Source organism: Deinococcus sp. (genome assembly GCF_018260405.1).
Taxonomy (GTDB): Bacteria; Deinococcota; Deinococci; order Deinococcales; family Deinococcaceae; genus Deinococcus.
The window spans coordinates 1-19,786 of sequence record NZ_JAGLBG010000047.1; the positions used below are offsets into that span (position 1 = coordinate 1).

General features: G+C 61.9%; 19 protein-coding genes. 15 read left to right on the forward strand and 4 right to left on the reverse strand.

Translation table 11 applies throughout. The features are described 5' to 3' along the window. Positions 1 to 201: 201 nt before the first annotated feature. Positions 202 to 1,368 carry an LCP family protein gene (locus QZ269_RS07600; protein WP_291425946.1) on the reverse strand — a complete coding sequence of 389 codons (1,167 nt, stop codon included), beginning with the start codon at positions 1,366 to 1,368 and terminating at the stop codon, positions 202 to 204. 127 nt (positions 1,369 to 1,495) lie between these two features. Between QZ269_RS07600 and QZ269_RS07605 the strand changes: the two genes are divergently transcribed. Further along, positions 1,496 to 2,212, forward strand: coding sequence for a hypothetical protein (locus QZ269_RS07605; RefSeq protein ID WP_291425947.1), 717 nt, complete (start codon positions 1,496 to 1,498; stop codon positions 2,210 to 2,212). 407 nt (positions 2,213 to 2,619) lie between these two features. Here the strand turns inward: QZ269_RS07605 and QZ269_RS07610 are convergent, their stop codons facing one another. The 3 genes from QZ269_RS07610 to QZ269_RS07620 all read right to left on the reverse strand — a co-directional run bounded on the left by QZ269_RS07610 (position 2,620) and on the right by QZ269_RS07620 (position 6,641). Next, positions 2,620 to 3,945 (reverse strand): trypsin-like peptidase domain-containing protein, encoded by a 1,326-nt coding sequence (locus QZ269_RS07610; protein ID WP_291425948.1) that lies wholly within the window; start codon positions 3,943 to 3,945, stop codon positions 2,620 to 2,622. 674 nt (positions 3,946 to 4,619) lie between these two features. Continuing rightward, positions 4,620 to 5,969: a sensor histidine kinase KdpD gene (locus QZ269_RS07615; protein ID WP_291425949.1), complete on the reverse strand. Its 1,350-nt coding sequence runs from the start codon at positions 5,967 to 5,969 to the stop codon at positions 4,620 to 4,622. A gap of 3 nt (positions 5,970 to 5,972) precedes the next feature. After that, complete coding sequence (locus QZ269_RS07620) at positions 5,973 to 6,641, reverse strand: response regulator transcription factor (protein WP_291425950.1); 669 nt, start codon at positions 6,639 to 6,641, stop codon at positions 5,973 to 5,975. Positions 6,642 to 6,931: 290 nt separating this feature from the next. On the opposite strand from QZ269_RS07620, the gene QZ269_RS07625 reads away from it, so the two are divergent. The 14 genes from QZ269_RS07625 (at position 6,932) to QZ269_RS07690 (ending at position 19,575) form a co-directional block, all read left to right on the forward strand. Further along, the gene (locus tag QZ269_RS07625) at positions 6,932 to 7,648 is read left to right on the forward strand and encodes a hypothetical protein (protein WP_291425951.1); all 717 of its coding nucleotides are present in this window, start codon (positions 6,932 to 6,934) and stop codon (positions 7,646 to 7,648) included. 124 nt (positions 7,649 to 7,772) lie between these two features. Next, complete coding sequence (locus QZ269_RS07630; protein WP_291425952.1) at positions 7,773 to 8,759, forward strand: ATP-grasp domain-containing protein; 987 nt, start codon at positions 7,773 to 7,775, stop codon at positions 8,757 to 8,759. Beyond that, positions 8,750 to 9,850, forward strand: a complete 1,101-nt coding sequence (locus QZ269_RS07635) for a phosphoribosyltransferase domain-containing protein (protein WP_291425954.1) — start codon at positions 8,750 to 8,752, stop codon at positions 9,848 to 9,850. The genes QZ269_RS07630 and QZ269_RS07635 overlap by 10 nt, the downstream gene beginning before the upstream one ends. Continuing rightward, positions 9,847 to 10,659, forward strand: a complete 813-nt coding sequence (locus QZ269_RS07640; RefSeq protein WP_291425956.1) for a hypothetical protein — start codon at positions 9,847 to 9,849, stop codon at positions 10,657 to 10,659. Before QZ269_RS07635 ends, QZ269_RS07640 begins: the two co-directional genes overlap by 4 nt. A gap of 25 nt (positions 10,660 to 10,684) precedes the next feature. Then, a complete protein-coding gene (locus QZ269_RS07645) occupies positions 10,685 to 11,452 on the forward strand; it encodes an AIM24 family protein (RefSeq protein WP_291425958.1) in 768 nt (255 codons plus the stop codon). Further along, positions 11,449 to 12,513 (forward strand): cysteine protease StiP domain-containing protein, encoded by a 1,065-nt coding sequence (locus QZ269_RS07650; protein ID WP_291425960.1) that lies wholly within the window; start codon positions 11,449 to 11,451, stop codon positions 12,511 to 12,513. The genes QZ269_RS07645 and QZ269_RS07650 overlap by 4 nt, the downstream gene beginning before the upstream one ends. Further along, positions 12,510 to 13,403: an HpcH/HpaI aldolase/citrate lyase family protein gene (locus tag QZ269_RS07655; RefSeq protein WP_291425962.1), complete on the forward strand. Its 894-nt coding sequence runs from the start codon at positions 12,510 to 12,512 to the stop codon at positions 13,401 to 13,403. Before QZ269_RS07650 ends, QZ269_RS07655 begins: the two co-directional genes overlap by 4 nt. Before the next feature lie 41 nt (positions 13,404 to 13,444). After that, positions 13,445 to 13,897 carry a tellurite resistance TerB family protein gene (locus tag QZ269_RS07660; protein ID WP_291425964.1) on the forward strand — a complete coding sequence of 151 codons (453 nt, stop codon included), beginning with the start codon at positions 13,445 to 13,447 and terminating at the stop codon, positions 13,895 to 13,897. Between the two features lie 225 nt (positions 13,898 to 14,122). Then, positions 14,123 to 14,698, forward strand: coding sequence for a TerD family protein (locus QZ269_RS07665; protein ID WP_291425966.1), 576 nt, complete (start codon positions 14,123 to 14,125; stop codon positions 14,696 to 14,698). Between the two features lie 60 nt (positions 14,699 to 14,758). Continuing rightward, the gene (locus QZ269_RS07670; RefSeq protein WP_291425968.1) at positions 14,759 to 15,931 is read left to right on the forward strand and encodes a TerD family protein; all 1,173 of its coding nucleotides are present in this window, start codon (positions 14,759 to 14,761) and stop codon (positions 15,929 to 15,931) included. Next, the gene (locus QZ269_RS07675; protein ID WP_291425971.1) at positions 15,928 to 17,217 is read left to right on the forward strand and encodes a VWA domain-containing protein; all 1,290 of its coding nucleotides are present in this window, start codon (positions 15,928 to 15,930) and stop codon (positions 17,215 to 17,217) included. Before QZ269_RS07670 ends, QZ269_RS07675 begins: the two co-directional genes overlap by 4 nt. Before the next feature lie 42 nt (positions 17,218 to 17,259). Continuing rightward, the gene (locus QZ269_RS07680; RefSeq protein WP_291425973.1) at positions 17,260 to 17,841 is read left to right on the forward strand and encodes a TerD family protein; all 582 of its coding nucleotides are present in this window, start codon (positions 17,260 to 17,262) and stop codon (positions 17,839 to 17,841) included. 51 nt (positions 17,842 to 17,892) lie between these two features. After that, positions 17,893 to 18,468 (forward strand): TerD family protein, encoded by a 576-nt coding sequence (locus QZ269_RS07685; protein ID WP_291425976.1) that lies wholly within the window; start codon positions 17,893 to 17,895, stop codon positions 18,466 to 18,468. 60 nt (positions 18,469 to 18,528) lie between these two features. After that, positions 18,529 to 19,575 carry a DUF475 domain-containing protein gene (locus QZ269_RS07690; protein ID WP_291425978.1) on the forward strand — a complete coding sequence of 349 codons (1,047 nt, stop codon included), beginning with the start codon at positions 18,529 to 18,531 and terminating at the stop codon, positions 19,573 to 19,575. The last annotated feature ends 211 nt before the right edge of the window (positions 19,576 to 19,786 follow it).

Genomic DNA, 19,786 nt, shown 5'->3' on the forward strand with positions numbered 1-19,786 from the left:
GTGAGGAGTCGTGGCTTCCAAACCTCAGACATGTCCAGAGTTTACAATTCGACAACAACTTTCCGCGTTATCAATAGATTCAATCCGGGCGGACGCGAGTAGGAGAGCTACGGGTTCCGGGCGTGGAGTTGGCAATCCGGCGTCCTGGCGGGCTGTCAATGAAACAGATCGAATGCATAGCCGCTTGACCTATTGTGTTGCTCAGTTCGGCGGTGTGTCGTTGCCCAGCCGGATGGTGATTTCTGCCCCGGTGGTCGGCGCTTCGTTGCTGACGCTCCCGAATCCCAGGGTCTGCCGGACCCGGTTTGCCCCGGTGCCGGAAATGGTCGTGGCGGTCTCATGGCGGGGTTCCTCGGCGATCTGAACCGAAGCGTACCCACTTGCTTCCAGTCGGGATTTTAGCCGGGTGGCGCTGCCTGCGGGGGCGGCCAGATTGACCACGCTGATGGTTTGGTTGCGCGGGTCGCTGGGATCGCGGAAGTGCTGCTGCACCAGCTGACCCAGAACCGGGCGGTCCACCACCCAGGTTCCGCCCTGGCCGAAGCGGCCGGGCAGGGTCAGGGCATTGATTTTAGGGCCGCTCAGGACTGCGCCCAGCAGTTCGCCGACCTGGGTGCGGGTCAGGCCGCTTCTGGTGTTGCGGTTGATCGCTCCGGCGGCGCCCGGCAAGCGCCACCAGTTCAGCGGACTGCGGAGTTTGTTGCTTAGCGCACTGATAAAAGCCTGCTGCCGCCCCACGCGGCCTATATCCGACATGCCGTCGTGCCGGAAGCGCAGAAAGCCTTCGGCCTGTTCGCCGCTGAGGTTCTGAGGGCCGGGGTGCAAGTCGATGTGTAGGTGCCCGGCGTTGTCGTCGTATTTCATGCGCTGCGGCACGTCTACCCTGACGCCACCCGCCGCGTTGGTCAGGTCGCGCACGGCACTGAGGGATAAGAACAGGTAGCCATCAACGGGAACGCCTGTTAACTTCTGTACGCTGGTCATCAGCGCTCTGGGCCCGGCTTCGGGGTCATCTGGGGAGGCTTCGGCGGCGTGTTTGTTGGCACTGTTGATCTTGCCCCAGCCGTAACCGTCGATATCGACCCAGGTATCGCGCGGAATGCTCAGCAGGTTGATCTGCCCGTCCGGGCGAATCTGCGCCAGCATCAGCGTGTCGGTGCGGGTCTTGAAATCCAGGGGCTTGGCGGGGTAAGGCCAGACGGGGGCTTTCCAGTCGTAATCGACATCCATACCCGCCAACACGAGATTGATCGGCCCCTGCGCTTTGTGCGGCAGGGTTCCGTAACGCAGCAGGGCCGGAACTGCTGGAGAAAGCAGCGCCGTCAGTCCTGCCAGAGCAAGCAGAATAAAAGCGGGCGGACGAAGCACCCAGCGAGAATAGCGGGTCTGGCCTGAGGAACCAACCGCCAAAAGGTGGAGACCGCGTTGCCGCGTGGCACTTCATAGAAGATGGTTTTAAGAAAACGGATATAACCTTCTGCTAGGCTTAAAGCCCATGAATAAACTAATGGCTCCGTTAATGCTGACTACCCTGACCGTCGCCCTATCGAGCTGCTCCTCAGATCCTAAAACCCCGGTGGCGCCCCCCGTTCAGGTCACTGGAACGGTCAAGAGTGGTTCGGGCGAGGGTAAGATTTCACTCGCCGGGACAGGAACGACCGTGCTGGCTTCGGCGCCTGTGGCAGCTGACGGCAGCTTTACGCTGAACCTGCCGGACGCGGGTGCGCTGGCTGGACAGCTGGTGTCGGCCAGCACGATCATGGCGAACGTAGGCTGTGTAGGCAACCTGATTTCCAGCAATGCGGCGGCTAAGGGCTTTGGCTTCGCTGCGCTTAACGCCGTGCGGAGCGGCGCCTCACAGCAAGTTTATGCAGCCTCGGCGCAGGGCAATGTCGCGTCGGTCAGTTCCGAGATGAATATGGATCTGTGGGTCTATGTCGACCAGGCCACCAATCTCAGCGGCTCAGTCGATTGCACTAAGCTGGCTAATTCGCCGCAGGTCAGTGCTATCTCGGCCAAGTTTCAAAACCCCCAAACCCCGGTAGTCAGCCTCAACGCTGGCTGGAATGTCGTGCACTTCAAGGGAACCTCGGGAATTACTGGGCCATACGACATTAAGGGCGCTATCTTTAACCCTTCTGCAAGCTCCAAGCCCGCTTCCAGTTGGCTCACCATCGATGACGCGATTAAGAACCTCAGCATCAGATTGTAAGCGCCGAACTGTACAGTGTTACGGCTTTAACCATCAGATTTTACGACCAGTCTGGTGGTCCAACCGGGGCAGTCGGCTTTACGGTTTTCTGGCCTGACCAGGAGATGAGGAAAAAGTAGACCCCGGCTGTATCGTAAGGGCGCTAAAGGCAACACAGAATATCCGCCCCAGTATCTTCTGGTCGCGGATATTTTTATGTCTTGTCTCGTAGCGCTTCGTCCCAAAGAAGCTGAGGGGTGCCGAAAGCTCTCTCATGATTCGGGGCAGTGCAGCTTGCTTGAGCAGGCCGGGCCGCCTCTTGACCAAAACAGCACCCTTGAAGGGGCCTGCCCGCTTCTTGGGCAAAACGGACTCGCTTGAGTAGGCCTGCCCGCTCCAGACATACGGGAATTGGAGGACAGGCCGGATCAGTTCTGGGCGCTGGGATTGGCCGGGAAATTGAATGCGCTGAGGGTCACGGTGACTTCGCGGGACTGTCTGCCGTTCTGAACAGTCAATTTGACGCTGTCGCCCAGGCGTTTGCTGATGATGGCGCGTTGCAGGTCGTCTCCTGTGGCGACGCTCTGGCCATCGATGGCGGTAATGATGTCGCCGTTGGTGCTGATTGCGCCCGTTTGCCCCGTCGCCGGGTTGGTATCCTGAATGGCGTTGTTGCTGCCGCCTCTGAGCTGTGCCGCCGCTGCCGGGCTATTCGGAAAGACGTTTTGAAGCAGTGCGCCATTGGCCGGAAGACCGTACTTCTGGCGCACCTCGGGACTCAGCCCGCTGAGATCGGTAAACTGCACGCCCAACGAAGGAGTCTTGAGCACCTGCCCGTTGCCCGCCTGAAGCTGCGGTAACAGTTTTTTGACTGTGTTGATCGGGATGGCAAAGCCTACCCCTGCGCTCTGGCCGATGCCCCCGGTCAGAATCTGGGTGTTGACCCCGATAACCTGTCCGGCGCTGTCGAGCAGTGGCCCGCCCGAGTTGCCGGGATTGATGGCGGCGTCGGTCTGAATGACGCTCTGCTGAATTTCCTTGGTGCCTACCGCGACTTTGCGTTCCAGACTGCTGATGATGCCTTCGGACACGCTGAAATCCAGGTCGAAGGGTGCGCCCATTGCCACGGCCTTGAGGCCCACGTCTAGCTTGTCGCTGTCGCCCAGCGGCATCGGCTGAATCCTGTCACTGCTTAGCCCGTCGGCCCGAATGAGAGCCAGATCGAAGTCGGGGGCGCGGGCCACGACTTTGGCTTTATAGGTCTGCTTGCTGCCGTGCAGGCGGATGGTAATGGTATCGGCTCCCTCTACCACGTGGTTGTTGGTGATGATGTCGCCCTGCGTATCGACAAAAAAGCCGCTACCGGTGCCGCGTGCCAGTTCGCCAGTGCCGCTATTGCCGTCGTCGGGCAGGTTGAACTGCTGCCCGAACTGCTCCTGTAGCCGTTGGCGCAGCTGGGCCTGCGGGGTGGCCGTACTCTTTTCCGTCACACTGATGTACACCAGACCGTTTTGCCGGGCCTTGACCAGTTGCACGGTATTGGCCTCCGATTCGGTTCTGGCGCGGCCATTGTCCGCCGTAGGAATCAGGGCCGTCGCCCCCGTCTGCGTCTGGGCGGTGGGCAGGGCTGTGGATGCCGGGGTCACTACCGCCGCACTCTGCTGCGCGGCACTGCGTTCGTTCAGGCCATACCCCAGGAAACCACCCAGGGCCAGAGCGCCTGTCAGAGCCAGCATGGAAAGGTTCTTCTTCATAAGCTTATACTGGCGCACCCAGGTTACGCCACGGTTAAAAGCGGACTAACCTATCTGGGGGATAACCCGCCTAAGTAGCTGGCGGGTGATGATTGCATCATCGCTCCGAGCGGACTTGCAAAGCTGCGAAGCAGAGCGAGTAGCCAAAAGGAGTTCTGGGCGGAAGTGGAGTGGGTTTGGGCTCTTTTCCCAGACCAATGTAACTATAGCCAGGTGCTACTAAGGGCCTGTCCGGAAAATACGGTTGATGCTCATAAAGAGCGCCGCTTGAGCAATTTACAGTTGGGGAGACGATCTATATCGTCGCGTCTAGCACGTAGATTTCCCATCTTGAAAACCCTTTTTATACCGGGCCACCCTGACCCTCACCCGGTCAAGTCCACCCGTGCCCCACCAGAGCCGCCTCTTGGGACGGCATCTCTCATGACTTTTATCCGGTCATAAGGATAAAAGCCTGTAAAAAGGCCATGTCATTTATGGCTTTTGCTGCCAAGACAGCGGGCAGGCCCCTGCCTGGGTGCCGTTTTGCCCAGGAAGCGGGCAGGCTTGCCCAGGCGAGTCCGTCTTGCCTGGGCAAGCCACTTGGGCTGAAGTTCTCCAAAGGGCGTCATGATGAAAGCTGCTTTAGGCCTGGATTGGATGGGAGACAGCTGGGTGGGGGGCACCTGCGCTGCTCAGCCCCGTTCTGCTGGGGTAGGGGAGGGAAGCGTCACCCTGACCTGTGCGCCTCCGCCGCTGGCGTGGCCCAGGAGCAGTTGACCGTGGTGCGCCTCGATGACTTCACGCACCACCGCCAGCCCCAGCCCAAAGCCCTCGACCCTGGTTTGCCCCCGCACGAACGCTTCGGTCAGCGCACCCTCTGGAAAGCCGGGGCCGCTGTCCTGTACCGTCAGCTGCACATCACCGTTGCCCAGGTAAGTCACCTGAACCTGTACTTCGCCGTCTCTGGGCGTAAATTTAATGGCGTTGCCGATCAGGTTTTCAAGCACGCTGCCGAGCATGACCCGGTCCCCACGAACCAGGCAGGTCTGTCCATCAAGCCAGAGATCGAGATTTTGCTTGAGGGCCAGGGGTTGCAGCAGGTCCACGGCCTCGCCTGCCACTTCGAGCAGGTCGAGCAGAGCGAAGTTGTCAGTGGGCTTGACGGGGCCGTGCTCGCCGGTGAGCCGCTGCACACGCGTCAGGGTCATCAGGTTACCGGTCAGTTGCCGCAGGCGGCTGGCGGTTTTCTCGGTGCGTTCCAGGGTGGCCCTCAACTCGGCGGCGGGCCGTTCCCGCGACAGGACGTGCTGCACGTCGGCCAGCATTGCCGTGACCGGTGTTCGCAATTCGTGGGACGCACTTGCCAGAAACAGCGTCTCGCGTTCGCGCTCGGCCCTGAGGGCACTCAGACTGCGTTGCAGGGCGCGGGCCAGCGCACCCACTTCGTCGTTTTCCTGCTGTGCCGGGAGCGCTCCGGGCTGGTCGAGGTGTTCGACCCGCGCCGCCAGCTGTTCGAGGGGGTGCAGGGTACGGCGCACCTCATGGGCCACCAGTGCGCCGCCCGCACTACTGAGAAGCAGCAGCGTCAGGGAAGCGATCAGTGCGTAACGCCGCAGCAGATGGGTAAGCGGTTCCAGACTGCGCCCCACCTGCACGGTCGTGTCACCTGTACGCCGCGAGGCCACCAGATAGCTGCCGACTGCGCGTGTCGCCCGCGTTTCCTGGTCGCTGAGAAAAGTAGGGTCGAGGGTATCCGGGCCGTTGGCTCCTCCGGACCAGCTAAGTGCGGCCCCGTTGTAGATGCGGGCCGCTGCGCTCAGGCCATTTTGCTCTAGCAGATCATCGGCGTCCAGTGCGAACTGGTGGTCGCCCGGGTCGGTCGTGGCAATGGTCAGGAGGGCGTCGGCCTGCGCCGAGGTCTGCCGCACGACGCTTCCGAGTTCTACCCGCCAGAGCATTACTCCGGCAATCCCGGCAAAGGTAAGCAGCGAGACTAGCATGACCCAGAAGGTCAGTAGGGTCAGGCGTGCCCGGAGGGTCAAGGCTTACTCCCCAGCCGGAAAGCTGTAGCCTACGCCGCGCATCGTCTGCACCACATCGTCGCCGAGTTTGCGGCGCAGGTTGCGAACGTAGGTGTCGACCACATTCGATTCGGCGTCGAACCGCCCGTCCCATACACGGTCAATCAGTTCTTCACGGGTAAACACGCGCCCTGGATGTGAGGCCAGCACTTCCAGCAGCGAGTATTCCTTAGCGGTCAGGGCCACACGCTGCCCGGAGCGGCTCACGGCCCGTGAAGTCCAGTCGAATTCCAGATCGTGCCATACACGGGTACTCTGAATTTCGGCGCGGCCACGCCGGACCAGTGCGCGTAGTCTGGCCTGCACCTCACCCAGGTGAAACGGTTTGACCATATAGTCGTCGCCCCCGGCATCCAGGCCCGTAATGCGGTCCTCAACGGCGTCACGGGCGGTCAGAAACATAACGGGAACGCTGTGGCCTTCGCTGCGTAGCTGCCGCACCAGACTAAAGCCTGCCAGCGGCCCCTCTGGTAAACCAACATCGACCATCAAGGCATCGAAGGGAAAATTGACAGCCAGTTCGTGCGCTTCCGTCGCGCTCTGGGCTTCATCGACGGCAAAGCCTGCTTCACGCAGATTGGCAACCAGGGGCCTCCGGATGTCGAGTTCGTCTTCTACCACAAGGAAACGCATGTGCTTACTTTAGCCGACACTTTAGCCAACACTTTCTGAACAATGGTTCGGACACTTTGAAAGTCCTGCTGCGCCCAAGTGTGACCAGCACGAATTTTTCAGCCTCTTCCTATCTGCGGGGGACGGCTACAGCTTGCGCTGCAAGAGGCTCGGACTCGCAGAGGGCAAACCGATAGGGGTGACGCGAAGCGCGTGCTAAACAGCTTATTTCAGACTTTCCCTGCCCTGAGTTATGAAACGGCCCGAACGACTAATAAATTACGGAGAAATTGAAGCTGTAGCATGATCCTATGTTGCCCCCCGACGCCATCGCCAAAGGCCAGAAGTTGATGCAACTCTACCGGGGCGGCGTGGGCGGTGAACGGACCAATGCGGGGCGGCTGCTGCTGGCCCACCTTAAAACCAACGACCTGACCCTTTACGACCTGGACAGCAGTTTGCCGGTCACCCAGGATGTCAGTGCCCTTGACCACTGGCGGGAGTCAGCGGCGCTCATGGCCAAACTCGGAGGCCCGGAACAAGACGATGTGCTGACGCAACTCGTCGATGCACCAGACCTGACCAACACCGAGCTTTTACGGTTGCTGGAAGTGGTTGACCTGGAATCGCTTATTAACCTGCGGGCCGACGGTTGGGCGTATACCAGTGGCGATGTCGGAGCGGCGGAGCAGTACCGGGCCGCTGGCCTCAGAGTCACAGCCCAGAGCCTGCTGGGATTTTCCGGGTCACTGGCGCAGCGGCTCAGAAACGCGGTCTTACAGCAGCACCACTTTCAGACTCACCCACAGCGCCTGTTGCGGGCTGAGGACGAGCTTCAGCAGCACTTTCTGGCCGGGCTGGTGCTGGCGTTGACCGGCCATGAGGCTGAACTGGTGGCCGGAGGCGTGCAGGCTCACCTCGACGCCGGGCAGCTGGCGCGGCTGCGGGCATTGCAGGCTCAGCACAGCGCCCAGGCTAGGGCTGCGGCGTTGCAGGCAGCGCAGGAGTTTGGGCAACGACTCAGTTGAAGGCCGCCGGGCATCTGCGCCCTATTTTCCAGCCGGTATACTGCTCAGGATGCCCAGCCGCCCAGTAACTAGTCCAGCCGTAACTGGTCCAGCCGCATCTGGCGCAGCAACATCTGGCCCAAAGGTGCTCTTTGCCAAAAACTTTAGCGTAACTGCGGCTCAGATTCGCGCCCTGGAAGGATCGCCCTACGAGGTCTGGGCCAGCCACAGCGACCCCCAGCACGGGATGCTGACGGCGGCCCCATACCGCCTAGTGGAGCCGCAAGGGGTGCTAGGCGAGGCGTATGTGGCCTGGTTGCTGCAAACCTGCCAGGAGCACGGCATCGGGTGGGTCATTCCGGGCAAAGAGCGCGAACGGCTGGCCTCGCATCAGGCCGAATTTGAGGCCATTGGCACGCGCCTGATCGTGCCCGCCGACGAGGCCACCCAGCGCCTGCTGGAGCGCAAGGACGAGTTTTTGCGCGGCTGGGACACGAATATTTTGCCTATTCCCCGCTGGATGACCTTTCAGACGCTCGCAGAATTTGACGCCGCCTACGCCGAACTTAAAGTTCCAGGTGTGAGACTGTGCATGAAACCGGCGCGGGGCATCTATGCCAGCGGGTTCCGGGTGCTGCTGGAACAGCCCGACCTGGCGGCCTTCCTGCGCGGCGAACTGTACCAGCTGAGTGTGCAGGCCGCCCGTGAGCTGCTGGGCAGCGGCGAACTGCCCACCATGCTGCTGATGCATACCCTGGAGGGCCACGAACGCAGCATCGACTGCGTGGCGTGGCAAGGCCGCCTGATTCGGGCCGTGGTGCGCCGCAAGGGTGGCGCGGGGCAACTGATTGAAGACCGCCCCGATTTGGTCGAGGTCGCCGGACAGCTGGCCCGGAAATACAATCTCAGCGGAATTTTTAACTTTCAGACTAAAGACGCTGACGGGGTCGCCAATATGCTGGAAATCAACGCCCGCGCGTCCGGGGGCCTGCGCTATAGCATGGCAGCGGGCATCAATTTTGCGCGCCTGCTGCTGGACGCCGCCACGGGCCAGCTGGACTGGAACCGTCTGCCGCCCGTGCAGACCGGCCTGAGCGTCACCGAGGACAAGACGGTGCGGACATGGCGGTAAGTGAGGCCGACTCCAGGACTGTCCTCCTGCCCAGCGGCACCCTGACCCTGAAGATTGACCGGAGCGCCCTGCCCCTGGACGACCTGCTGGACTACGCCGTGCGGCGCAACCCCAGGCGCGGGTTTCTGTTTGTCAGCAAGGTGCTGGGTAAGCATATTCCCGTCACGCCCCACACGGCCAAACAGGTCTGGACGCTGCTGGCCGCCGCGCTGCCGCCCCTCACGCAGCCGCACTTTATAGGGCTGGCGGAAACGGCCACCGCGCTGGGTGAGGGGGTCTTCCAGACGTGGCTGGAGCAGACCGGGAGGCAGGCGACTTTCCAGCACACCACCCGCTACCTGACCCGGCGGCCCCTGCTGCTGCGCTTTGACGAGCCGCACTCGCACGCGCCCGCGCACCTGCTGTACGACCCCGGTGAGCAAGCCCGCGTGGCGCGGGAACTGGTGCTGGTAGACGACGAGATTTCGACTGGAACCACCCTTCAGAATCTGGCGGTGGCGTGGCTGGAACTGCACCCGCAGGTAAAGCGGGTCGTGCTGGTCAGCCTGACCGACTGGTGCGGACGCCGGGGCGAACTGGCCGCCGCGCTGGGCGTTCCGGTCGACTTTGTCAGCGTGCTGCGCGGCTCGTTTAGTTTTACCACTGCGCCCGACTGGCAGCCGCCCCAGCTTCCGGCGGTGGTGGGCAACGGGGAAGATAAGACGGAGCTTTTGCCCACGCTCTCACCGCGCTACGGCGACGTGGCGGGAACTAGCCTGCCACACCTGACTTTTAGCCACACCGACCGGGTGCTGGTGCTGGGAATGGGCGAGTTTCAGTATCCGGCCTACGCTCTGGCGGCGGCTCTGGCCCCCTCGGTCGCCCGCTGTCACTGGAGCGCCACCACCCGCAGCCCGATTCTGCCGGGGCTGGCGATGGGCCGGACCCTGACCTTCAGCGACAGCGTCGACGACGGCATCCCCAATTACCTCTACAATGTTAGCCCCGCAGACTACGATCACATCCTGCTGACCTACGAGGGCCGCTGTGAGCCTGACCCCGAATTGCTGCGGGAACTGGGGCCGCACGCCAGGGCGGTGAAACTGGCATGACTAGTCTAATTGGCACAACTGGTCTAACTGGCACAACTGACACGGTTATGACTGACAAAATCGTGGCCTTTGCCGACCTGGACGACACGCTTTTTCAGACCTTACGCAAGCTGCCTGGAGTCGCGCCGGACACCCTCCAGGCCGCAACGGTCAATACGGCGGGCGCGGCGCATTCGTATTCCACCCCGGCGCAGGTGACGCTCATGGAACTGCTGCGGGGCGGCAAGGTCACAGTGATCCCGGTCACGGGCCGCGACGAGGCCGCTATGCGCCGAGTGACGCTGCCGTTTACCTCGTGGCGGGTCGTTAATCACGGGCTGACCATCCTGACCCCGGCAGGAAACCTGGATGAGGTCTGGGCGGCGCAGGTTTTCTCCCAGCTAGAGTCCTTGCAGGGCCAGTTGCACGCGCTGAGCCAGCAAATCAGGCCGGAAGCCAGCCGCCTGGGCTGCCGCCTCAGCATTCATCAGGCCGCCGGGCTGCCGTTCATGGCCGTTATCAAGCACCCGCAGGCCGACGCGCAGGCGCTGGCCCACTTGCAGGGGCACTGGGAAAGCGGGCTGGACGACGCTCACCCGCTACAGGTCATCGCCAACGCCAACAACGTCAGCCTGCTGCCGCGCACGCTGGGCAAGGCGGCGGCGGTGCGCTACCTGCGCCAGCGGCACTTTGCGGGGGCCGCGCTGACCCTGGGGCTGGGCGACTCGGTCAGCGACCTCCCCTTTATGCAGGAGTGCGACTTTGCCGTTTCGCCCACCGCCGGGCAGCTGATGAGGGCACTGCAAAAGGCGCGTCTCATGCAGAGTTGACATACCAAGATAAGACTGTCCTGAGATGGAACATATGCAACTGGTGCAGGAGCAGCGCGGCAACGGCCTCACCCTGCGAATTCACGCTTTGACCCGCGTCACCCGCTTCTCGCAGGGCGCGAACGGTCTTACCGAAACCCGTGAGATGGACGGGCGTTTTACCGTGGAAGCCGAGTTGCAGGGCAGCGGTGTGCTGCTGGAGCCGGGGGCCTTTCAGTACAGCGTGGGACAGGTACAGGCCAGCGTGGAACAGCAGCAGCAGGGCGGCTTTCTGCGCCGGGCGGTGGCCGCCGCTGGCACTGGCGAGGGCGCGTTTGCCACCCGCTTTACCGGGCAGGGCAAGGTCTGGACAGAGCCGACCCGCAAACACTTTGTCATTGCCGAAGCGGGCGGCGAGCCGGGCGATGAGATGATTCTTGACGACCGCGCCTTTTATATGGCCCAGGACACTATGCGGGTCGGCACCCACACGCACACCAGCGTTGCCGGGGTGCTATCGGGCAACGGCCTGCGCCAGCCCAAGCTGACCGGGGCGGGCATCTTTGTGGTGGAATCGCCGGTGCCCGTTTCGGAAGTGGAGGTTATCGAACTGAGTGGGCGCGACTCGGTGATGGTAGACGGCGACCTGATGCTGATGTATTCAGCGTCGCTGAAGGTAGAACTGCGCCCGCTGGTGCGCGGCCTGCGCAATGCGGCGCGCTCCGGCGAAGGGTTGGTCTTTGTCCTGAGCGGCAAAGGTACAGTGTTTTTGACGCCCACGGCCCAGCATCCACTTTCTGGGGCGACCCTTTGAGCGCAGACCCCCAACCCGGTTCACTGGCTCACACCCTGCCGCCCGCCGACGTGACCATTCATCTGCGGCCCGCCCAGGCCCGGCTGGTCAGCGTGGCCGAAAAAGAGGCGCTGATTCGCTCTGGGGTGTCCTACGGCGAGCTGCTCGCACCCGAAAAGGTGCCTAGCGAGGCGCAGCAGGGGGCCTATTCCAATGCCCTGGCCCGCAACGGCGAGCGGGTCGGGGCGCTGATTGCGGGGCTGACGGCGCAGCTTTTACGGGACTACTCGCGCCCGGTGCTGGTGTCGCTGGCCCGCGCCGGTACCCCGGTGGGCTGCGCGATGCGGCGGCTTGCGCGGCGCTGGGCTGGCACCTGCGGCACGCCGGAGTTGCCGCACCACACCCTCAGTATCATTCGCGGCGTGGGAATAGACCGCGTAGCGCTGGCACAGGTCAGGGCCGCGCACCCCGGCGCGACACTGATTTTCGTGGACGGCTGGACGGGCAAGGGCAGCATCCTGGGCACGCTGGCCGCCAGCCTGCCGCCGGAGGTGGCGCCTGTGCTGGCAGTGCTGAGCGACCCAGCGGGCGTAGCCACCCACGCGGCCACCACGGACGACCTGCTGCTGGCGCACGCCGTGCTGAATGCCACCGTCTGCGGGCTGCTCAGCCGCACCTTCATGACGGGGCCGCACGAGTTGCACGCCGCCTGCGTGGAGGGGAAGCTGCGCGACTGGGACGTGACGGCCAAGTATCTGGCCGCCCTGGACGCCCTGACTGCGCCTTTCGGCCCTGACTTCGTGCTCCCCAGCAGCCCACGGCCCGTCCGTCCCTACCAGGAGGTGCTGCGCCTCGCGGCGGAACTCGGCGTTCACGACCCGTCTCTGGTCAAGCCCAGCGTGGGCGAGGCCACCCGCGTGTTTCTGCGCCGCCAGCCCGCTCACCTGCTGCTGCGTGACCCCACACATCCCGACACGCGGCATCTGGCGCAACTGGCTGAGGGGGCGGGCATTCCGACCACCGAACACCCCGATTTGCCCTACCTCGCCGCCGCGCTCATCGCCCCTGGCGGGCAAGAATGAGCCAGCTCAACCCTTGGCAGTTGGGGGCCAGCCTGTACGTCCCGGCGGCCCGCCCGGATTTGTTGGCGCTGGGACAGGGAAAGTACCCGCGCCTGGGCAGCCTGATTTATTGCACCGAGGACGCCGTGCGCCCCGAAGACGTGCCGCTGGCGCTGGCGAACCTGCGCGGCGTGCTGCCGCAGCTGTCCGCCGCCGGGGGGCCGCTGCGCTTTATCCGGGTGCGTAACCCTGTGGTGCTGGCGCAGGTGCTGGAGTACGACCTGGGCGGCATTTCCGGCTTCGTGCTGCCCAAGGTTCACGGCGGCAATCTGGGCGACTACCTGCGGCTGATAGAGCGCCAGGCCCCGGCGCACATCCGCGTGATGCCCACGCTGGAAACCCGTGAGGCGCTGTCCGAAGACCACATGAACCTGCTGCGAGACCAGATTTTTCACGAGTGCTGGCAGGAGCGGATTCTGAGTCTACGCATCGGCGGTAACGACCTGCTGAACGTGCTGGGGGTGCGCCGCGCCCGTGGTCGCACACTGTACGAGGGGCCGCTGGAACGGGTCATCTCCATGCTGGTGGGCGTGTTCAAACCCTACGGCCTGAACCTGTCCAGCCCCGTGTATGAGGTCTTTTCGGATTCCGAAACGCTGGAGCGTGAGCTGCGCCAGGATCTGGATTACGGACTGTGCGGCAAGACCATCGTGCACCCGGCGCAGATTGACACGGTCATCAACGGTTACCGGGTGGCCGAAACCGACGTGGCCGAGGCGCAGGCTATCTTGGCCCCCGACGCACCAGCGGTGTTTTCGCTGCATGGGCGCATGTGCGAACCTGCCACTCACAGCCGCTGGGCGCAGGAAGTCCTGACGCGGGCGGAACTTTACGGCGTAAGTCGCGTATAGAGTGTGGCAGCACCTTAATTTCGCATCACGGAGGAATTAGCATGGGATTTCTGAATAAGCTCAAGCAGATGGCGCAAGACGGCCAGAAGGCGGCCCAGGAAGGCTTTGACCGTTTCAATAACGCCGCTTTTGCCGACGCGACGATGGCCGCCTGCGCCCTGATTGGCGCCGCCGACGGCAAGATTGACCAGCAGGAGCGCACCCGCACCGCCCAGTTCATTACCAGCAGCGACAAGCTCAAGTCGTTTGATGTAGGCAAGCTGCGCGACAAATACGACGCCTACTGCGACAAAATCAGCCGCGACTTCGACTTTGGCAAGATCGAGCTGATGCAGACCATCGGGAAGGTCAAGAAGCCGGAAGAAGCCCGCGCCGTGGTGCAACTCGCCGCGGTCATCGCCAATGCCGACGGTGATTTTGATGCCAAGGAGCAGGCCGTAATGCGCGAAATTATCCACGCGCTGAGCCTGACGCCAGCCGAATTCGGTTTGTAAAGCCGGAGCTTGGGCCATAAGCTTTGGGGTAAAAATCCCCATGGGCCGTGGCCAACAGTGGCCGAATCTTAGCCAAGCCTGAGCAGAAAGCCTGAGCGACTTTATGCGTTGCTAACCATCAAGCCCCTTCTTTCGCCAATTCTAACGCTCAGATGAAATTCCGGCTAAACTAAGTCTGCAACACACTCAAGCTCTTACTCTCAACTCGTTTCAGGAGGAACTTACATGGCTGTATCTCTTTCCAAAGGCGGAAACGTCTCGCTCTCCAAAGAAGCCCCCGGCCTCAGCGCTATCACCATCGGTCTGGGCTGGGATCCCCGCGCCACCGACGGGCAGGCCTTTGACCTCGACGGCAGCGTGTTCTTGCTGAACGCCAGCGGTAAGGTACGCAGCGACAGCGACTTTATCTTCTACAACAACAAGGCCAGCAGCGACGGCAGCGTAATTCACAACGGCGACAACACCACCGGCGCGGGCGAAGGCGACGACGAAACAGTGGAGATTGACCTTTCCAAAGTGCCCGCCGACGTAGACAAAATCGCCGTGTGCGTGACCATCCACGAGGCCGAGACCCGCAGTCAGAACTTTGGGCAGGTCAGCAAGGCATACATCCGGGTGCTGAACAAGGCTGGCGGCGCGGAGATCGCCCGCTACGACCTCTCGGAAGACGCCAGCACCGACACCGCCATGATTTTCGGTGAAATCTACCGCCACGGCAGCGACTGGAAATTCAAGGCCGTGGGGCAGGGCTACGCGGGCGGGCTGGGGCCGATGGCTAAAAACTACGGCGTGAACGTCTAAAGGCTGTAGGTGGCGGCGGGGCAATTCCCTGGCCGCCGCTCCGCCCTAAAGCCTGAAATCATGCAGACCTTTCAGACTGGACAGAAATCGCCGCTGAGCAACCTCACGCCGTCCACCATGCTGACGCTCTCGGCCCGCGTGACTGGCCCCGCCGCTGAATATGACCTGATGGTGTTCGGCCTGGACGCTGAGGGCAAACTCAGCGATGACCGCTACATGGTTTTTTTCAACCAGCCGCGCAGCCCGGAAGGGGCAGTCAGCATGAGCAGCGGGGCGCGGGGTGAAAAGACCTTTACCCTTGATCTTGCGCGACTGCCCCCCAGTGTGCGCCGCCTGAGTCTGGCCGCCACAGTGGATAACGGCAGCTTCGGGCAGATTGACCACGCCGAGATAACGCTTGGTGCGGGCGGCACGCCACTGGCGACCTACCGCGTCACCGGGCGCGACTTTCAGGCGCAAAGGGCCGTGATGCTCTTTGATGTGTATTTCAAGGATGTCTGGCGTGTCGGAGCCGTCGGTCAGGGGTTTAACGGCGGACTTGAAGCCCTGGTCAAGCACTACGGCGGCGAGGTCAAAGACACTCCGGCAGGCCACCCAGCGCCGCTTTCGCCCGCACCAAATTCAGCCCCAGCACCCACACCGGCCCCCACCATCAGCCTGCAAAAAATCACGCTGGACAAGCAGGGCCAAAGTACCAAACTCAGCCTCAGCAAGGCGGGCGGGGCCGACCCGATTCGCGTAAACCTGAACTGGGACCGGGGCGGTGGGCTGTTCCGGGCGGGGGCCGACCTCGACCTGGGCTGCATGTACGTACTGAACAGTGGCGAGGGCGGTGTGGTTCAGGCCCTGGGCAACTCGTTTGGCTCTGAGCGACTGGTTCCGTATATCGAGCTGGACAAGGACGACCGCACCGGGGCCGCCAGCGACGGCGAAAATCTGGTTATCTATCGTCCTGACCTGATTCACACCGTCCTGATTTTTGCCTTCATCTACGAGGGTACCAGCGACTTTACCCGCGTCAACGGGCGGCTGATGCTCAAAGACCCGCGCGGCAACGAAATCACGGTGCGCCTGAGCAATCCCGACGTGCGCCGCACTTTCTGCGCCATTGCCCGCATTGAAAACTTTGGTGGAGAAATCCAGATTACCAAAGAGGAGCGCTACTTTTACGGCCATTCGGACTGCGATGAACACTACGGCTTTGGCTTTCGCTGGGGGCCAGGGAGCAAATGATGCAAGCAGGCGAGCGAAAAACACTGGCCGACCTGGGCCTGAGCGAACGCCTAGAGGTGCGCGTAGAGTGCGACCTGCACGGCACCGACTTCAGCGCGTTTGGGTTGCAAGGCGGCAAGCTGGCGGATGACCGCTACATGGTCTTTTACAACCAGCCGCGTAGCCCCGAGGGGGCCATAACCCTGCGGCCTCCCGGCGAGTTTACCTTTGAGTTGCAGGCGCTACCGCCCGCCGTGGACGAGGTCTACCTGACCGCCACCCACGACGAGTCGCCACTGAGCAACGCGGGCCGCCTGAACGTAAGTTTCGGGGCGCATACCTTTGACGTAAAACCCCACTTAAAGGCTGAGAAAGCCGTGATGTTATTGCGGCTCTACCGTCACAGCGGCGGCTGGCGGCTGGCGGCGGTGGCGCAGGGCTTCAACGGCGGACTGGCCGCGCTGGTGGGGCATTTCGGCGGCGAGGTGGCGGAGACTGCAAATGAACCGCTCCCCGCCGCCTCTGCCCCTCCGGTCACCAGCCCGGTCAATCTGCGAAAAGAGCGGCAGCGGGTCATCTTAGAAAAGGCTGAACGCGAACAACCCGGACTGGTCAGTCTGATTAAGACCGCGAGCATCAGCCTGGAAAAACGCGGACTGAGCGAGGCCCAGTACCGCGTCAAACTGATTTTGGACATCAGTGCCAGCATGCAGCGTGAGTATCAGAACGGAGCCGTACAAAAACTGGCCGAGCGTGCGTTAGCCCTGGCCGCGCGGCTAGACGATGATGGCGAAGTCGAGGTTTATCTGTTCGGCGTCAAGGCACACCGCAAAGGGGCCTTGTCGCTCGGTAATGTCAGCGGCTTTGTCAACCGGATGGGTGTGGAACTCGAAGGCGGCACCCATTACAACCCGGTTATGACCATGCTGCGGGAAGACGTGCGGCGTGAGGGCTTCGACATTCCGACCCTGGTTTTGTTCATCACCGACGGCGGCACCAGCAACCGGGACGCGGTCGTTCGCCAGATGATTGAGGCCTCGCGCGAACCGATTTTCTGGAAATTCATGGGGATTGACCAGGCGGCTGGTAAGGGCGGCTTCCTGGGTGGACTGATGCAGCGGGCCGCCGCCGACAGCTTCGGTTTTCTGGAAAAGCTGGACGACCTGCAAGGCCGCATGGTAGATAATGCCGATTTTTTCAGCGTTCCGGCGAGTATCGATTTGCCGGATAATCAGCTGTTCGATTCGCTGGTTAACGAACTCGACAGCTGGCAACGCGACGCCCGCCGAGCCGGGATTCTGCGTTAAAAAAGCTTACCCACAGCGGTCACTGTTCAAGGAGAAACTAGTATGCCTATCTCACTGCAAAAAGGTCAGCAAATCTCACTCGCCAAGGAAGCTGGGCCGTCGCTGACGAATGTGGTCATGGGCCTTGGCTGGGACGCGGCCAAGAAAAAGGGCTTCTTTGGCTTCGGCGGCGGCAGTCAGGACATCGACCTGGACGCCAATGCGCTGCTGTTTGATTCTAGCGGCGCGCTGTTGGACGTGGTGTGGTTCCGGCAGTTGCAAAGCAAGGACGGCACCATTCGCCACAGCGGCGATAACCGCACTGGTGCGGGCGACGGCGACGATGAGACCATCTCGGTTGACCTCTCGCGCCTGCCAGCCAACGTGCAGACGGTGATTTTCAGCGTCAATAATTACAGCGGGCAGGATTTCAGTCAGGTGGAAAACGCCTACTGCCGTCTGGTCAACGCCCAGGGCAACGCCGAAATTGCCCGCTACAACCTCTCGGCTCAGGGCGGCCACAGCGCGATGATTATGGCGAGCCTGAAGCGGAGCGGCAGCGACTGGACGATGACCGCTATCGGCACGCCCAGCCGGGGACGCACCTATCAGGACAATCTGCCGGACATGCGGCCCTACGTCTGAGCGTCACCTTCCATCCGTTAGCCCACATTCATTCTTAAAAGGAGCACCCATATGGCACTATCACTGCAAAAAGGTGGCAACATTTCGCTGTCCAAAGAGGCCCCTAACCTGCGCCGTATCCTGGTCGGCCTGGGCTGGGACCCCCGCTCCACCGACGGGCAGGCGTTTGACCTGGACGCCAGCGCTTTTCTTCTGGCCGCTAACGGCAAGGTTCGCGGCGACCATGACTTTATTTTCTACAACCAGAAGACCAGCAGCGACGGCAGTGTCGAGCATACCGGCGACAACCTGACTGGCGAGGGCGACGGCGACGACGAGAGCATCAAGGTTGACCTGTCACGCGTGCCCGCCGACATCGACAAGATTGCCGTGGCGGTAACCATCCATGAGGCCGAGCAGCGCCGCCAGAACTTCGGGCAGGTGGGCGGCTCGTTTATCCGCATTGTCAACGACGAAACCGGCCAGGAGCTGACCCGCTATGACTTGGGCGAGGATTTTTCCACCGAAACCGCCGTTATTTTTGGCGAAATCTACCGCCACGGCAGCGAGTGGAAGTTCCGCGCGGTAGGCCAGGGCTATACGGGCGGTCTGGGGCCGATGGCCAAAAATTACGGCGTGAACATCTAAACGTCGGCTTTAGAGTGCTGTGGGGGCGACTACGCCTCCACCTTTTCATGAGGAGTCTAGATGAAGTCAACTATTCGGGAATTTTTTGGTCTTTCTATCGTGGTCACGCTGGTGTGCCTCGCGGTGGCGTCGTGGGACGGTTACGTGCGTGGGGGCCACAGCCTCTCGGCGCTAGGAAGTGCGCTGGTAATAGCTCTGCTGCTGGGCGTGCTGGAAGTCTCGCTCAGCTTTGACAACGCCGTGGTCAATGCCAGCGTGCTGCGCGACATGTCCTCCAAGTGGCAGCAGCGCTTTCTGACCTGGGGGATGCTAATTGCCGTCTTTGGGATGCGCTTTATTTTCCCTATTGTGATTGTGGCGCTCACCTCGGGAATGGGCCTGATGGAAACTGTGCGCGAGGCGTTTGGCAACCCAGAAACGTATGCCCACCATCTGGAACAAGCTCACGTCACTATCAGTGCCTTTGGCGGCACCTTCCTGATGATGGTCTTCCTGAAATACTTCATGGACCCCGATAAGGAAGAACACTGGCTGACCCGCCTGGAAAGCCGCCTGTCTAGCATCGGCAAGCTGGACACTATTCAGTCGGTGCTGGTGGGCGCACTGCTGCTGCTCCTGGTTCACAACGTGGTCGCCCCCGCCGAGCAGCTGGCCGCGCTGACGGCTGGATTTTTGGGGCTGCTGGTGTATCTGGCAATGGACGCGGTAGGCAACTACTTCGAGGCCGACAACCTGAGTGCCAAGGCGGGCGCGGCGGGCCTCAGCTCGTTCATCTATCTGGAAATTCTGGACGCCAGCTTCTCGCTGGATGGGGTGATTGGGGCTTTCGCGCTGACCAAGGACATCATGCTCATCGCTGCTGGGCTGACGATTGGGGCCATGTTCGTGCGTTCGCTGACCATTATGATGGTGAAAAAGGGCACGCTGGAGGCTTACCGTTTCCTGGAACACGGCGCACACTACGGCATCGGCGCACTGGCGGTCATCATGCTGATAAGTATGAACCGCAACATTCACATTCCCGAAGTGGTCACCGGGCTGATTGGCGCGGGCTTTATTGGGCTGGCCGTCTGGAGCAGCTTGCGGGCCAGCCGGGCAGAAGCATGATTTCAAGTACGAACAGTCGGAAGTAGTTCGTTACATGGGAGCGCCTGGGGATAGGCTGTGGGCGTCTTGTCTCCTTAACCAGGCGCATCCTGGGGTAGTCCGTATGAAACCAGTACGGACTGCCGTCTGTTTTGCTAAGAGGCTGTCTGAGGCCCTAACCATGGGAAATGTTTTAGGCTTTAACGGTGGAACGCGCAGCTTACCCTAGCGA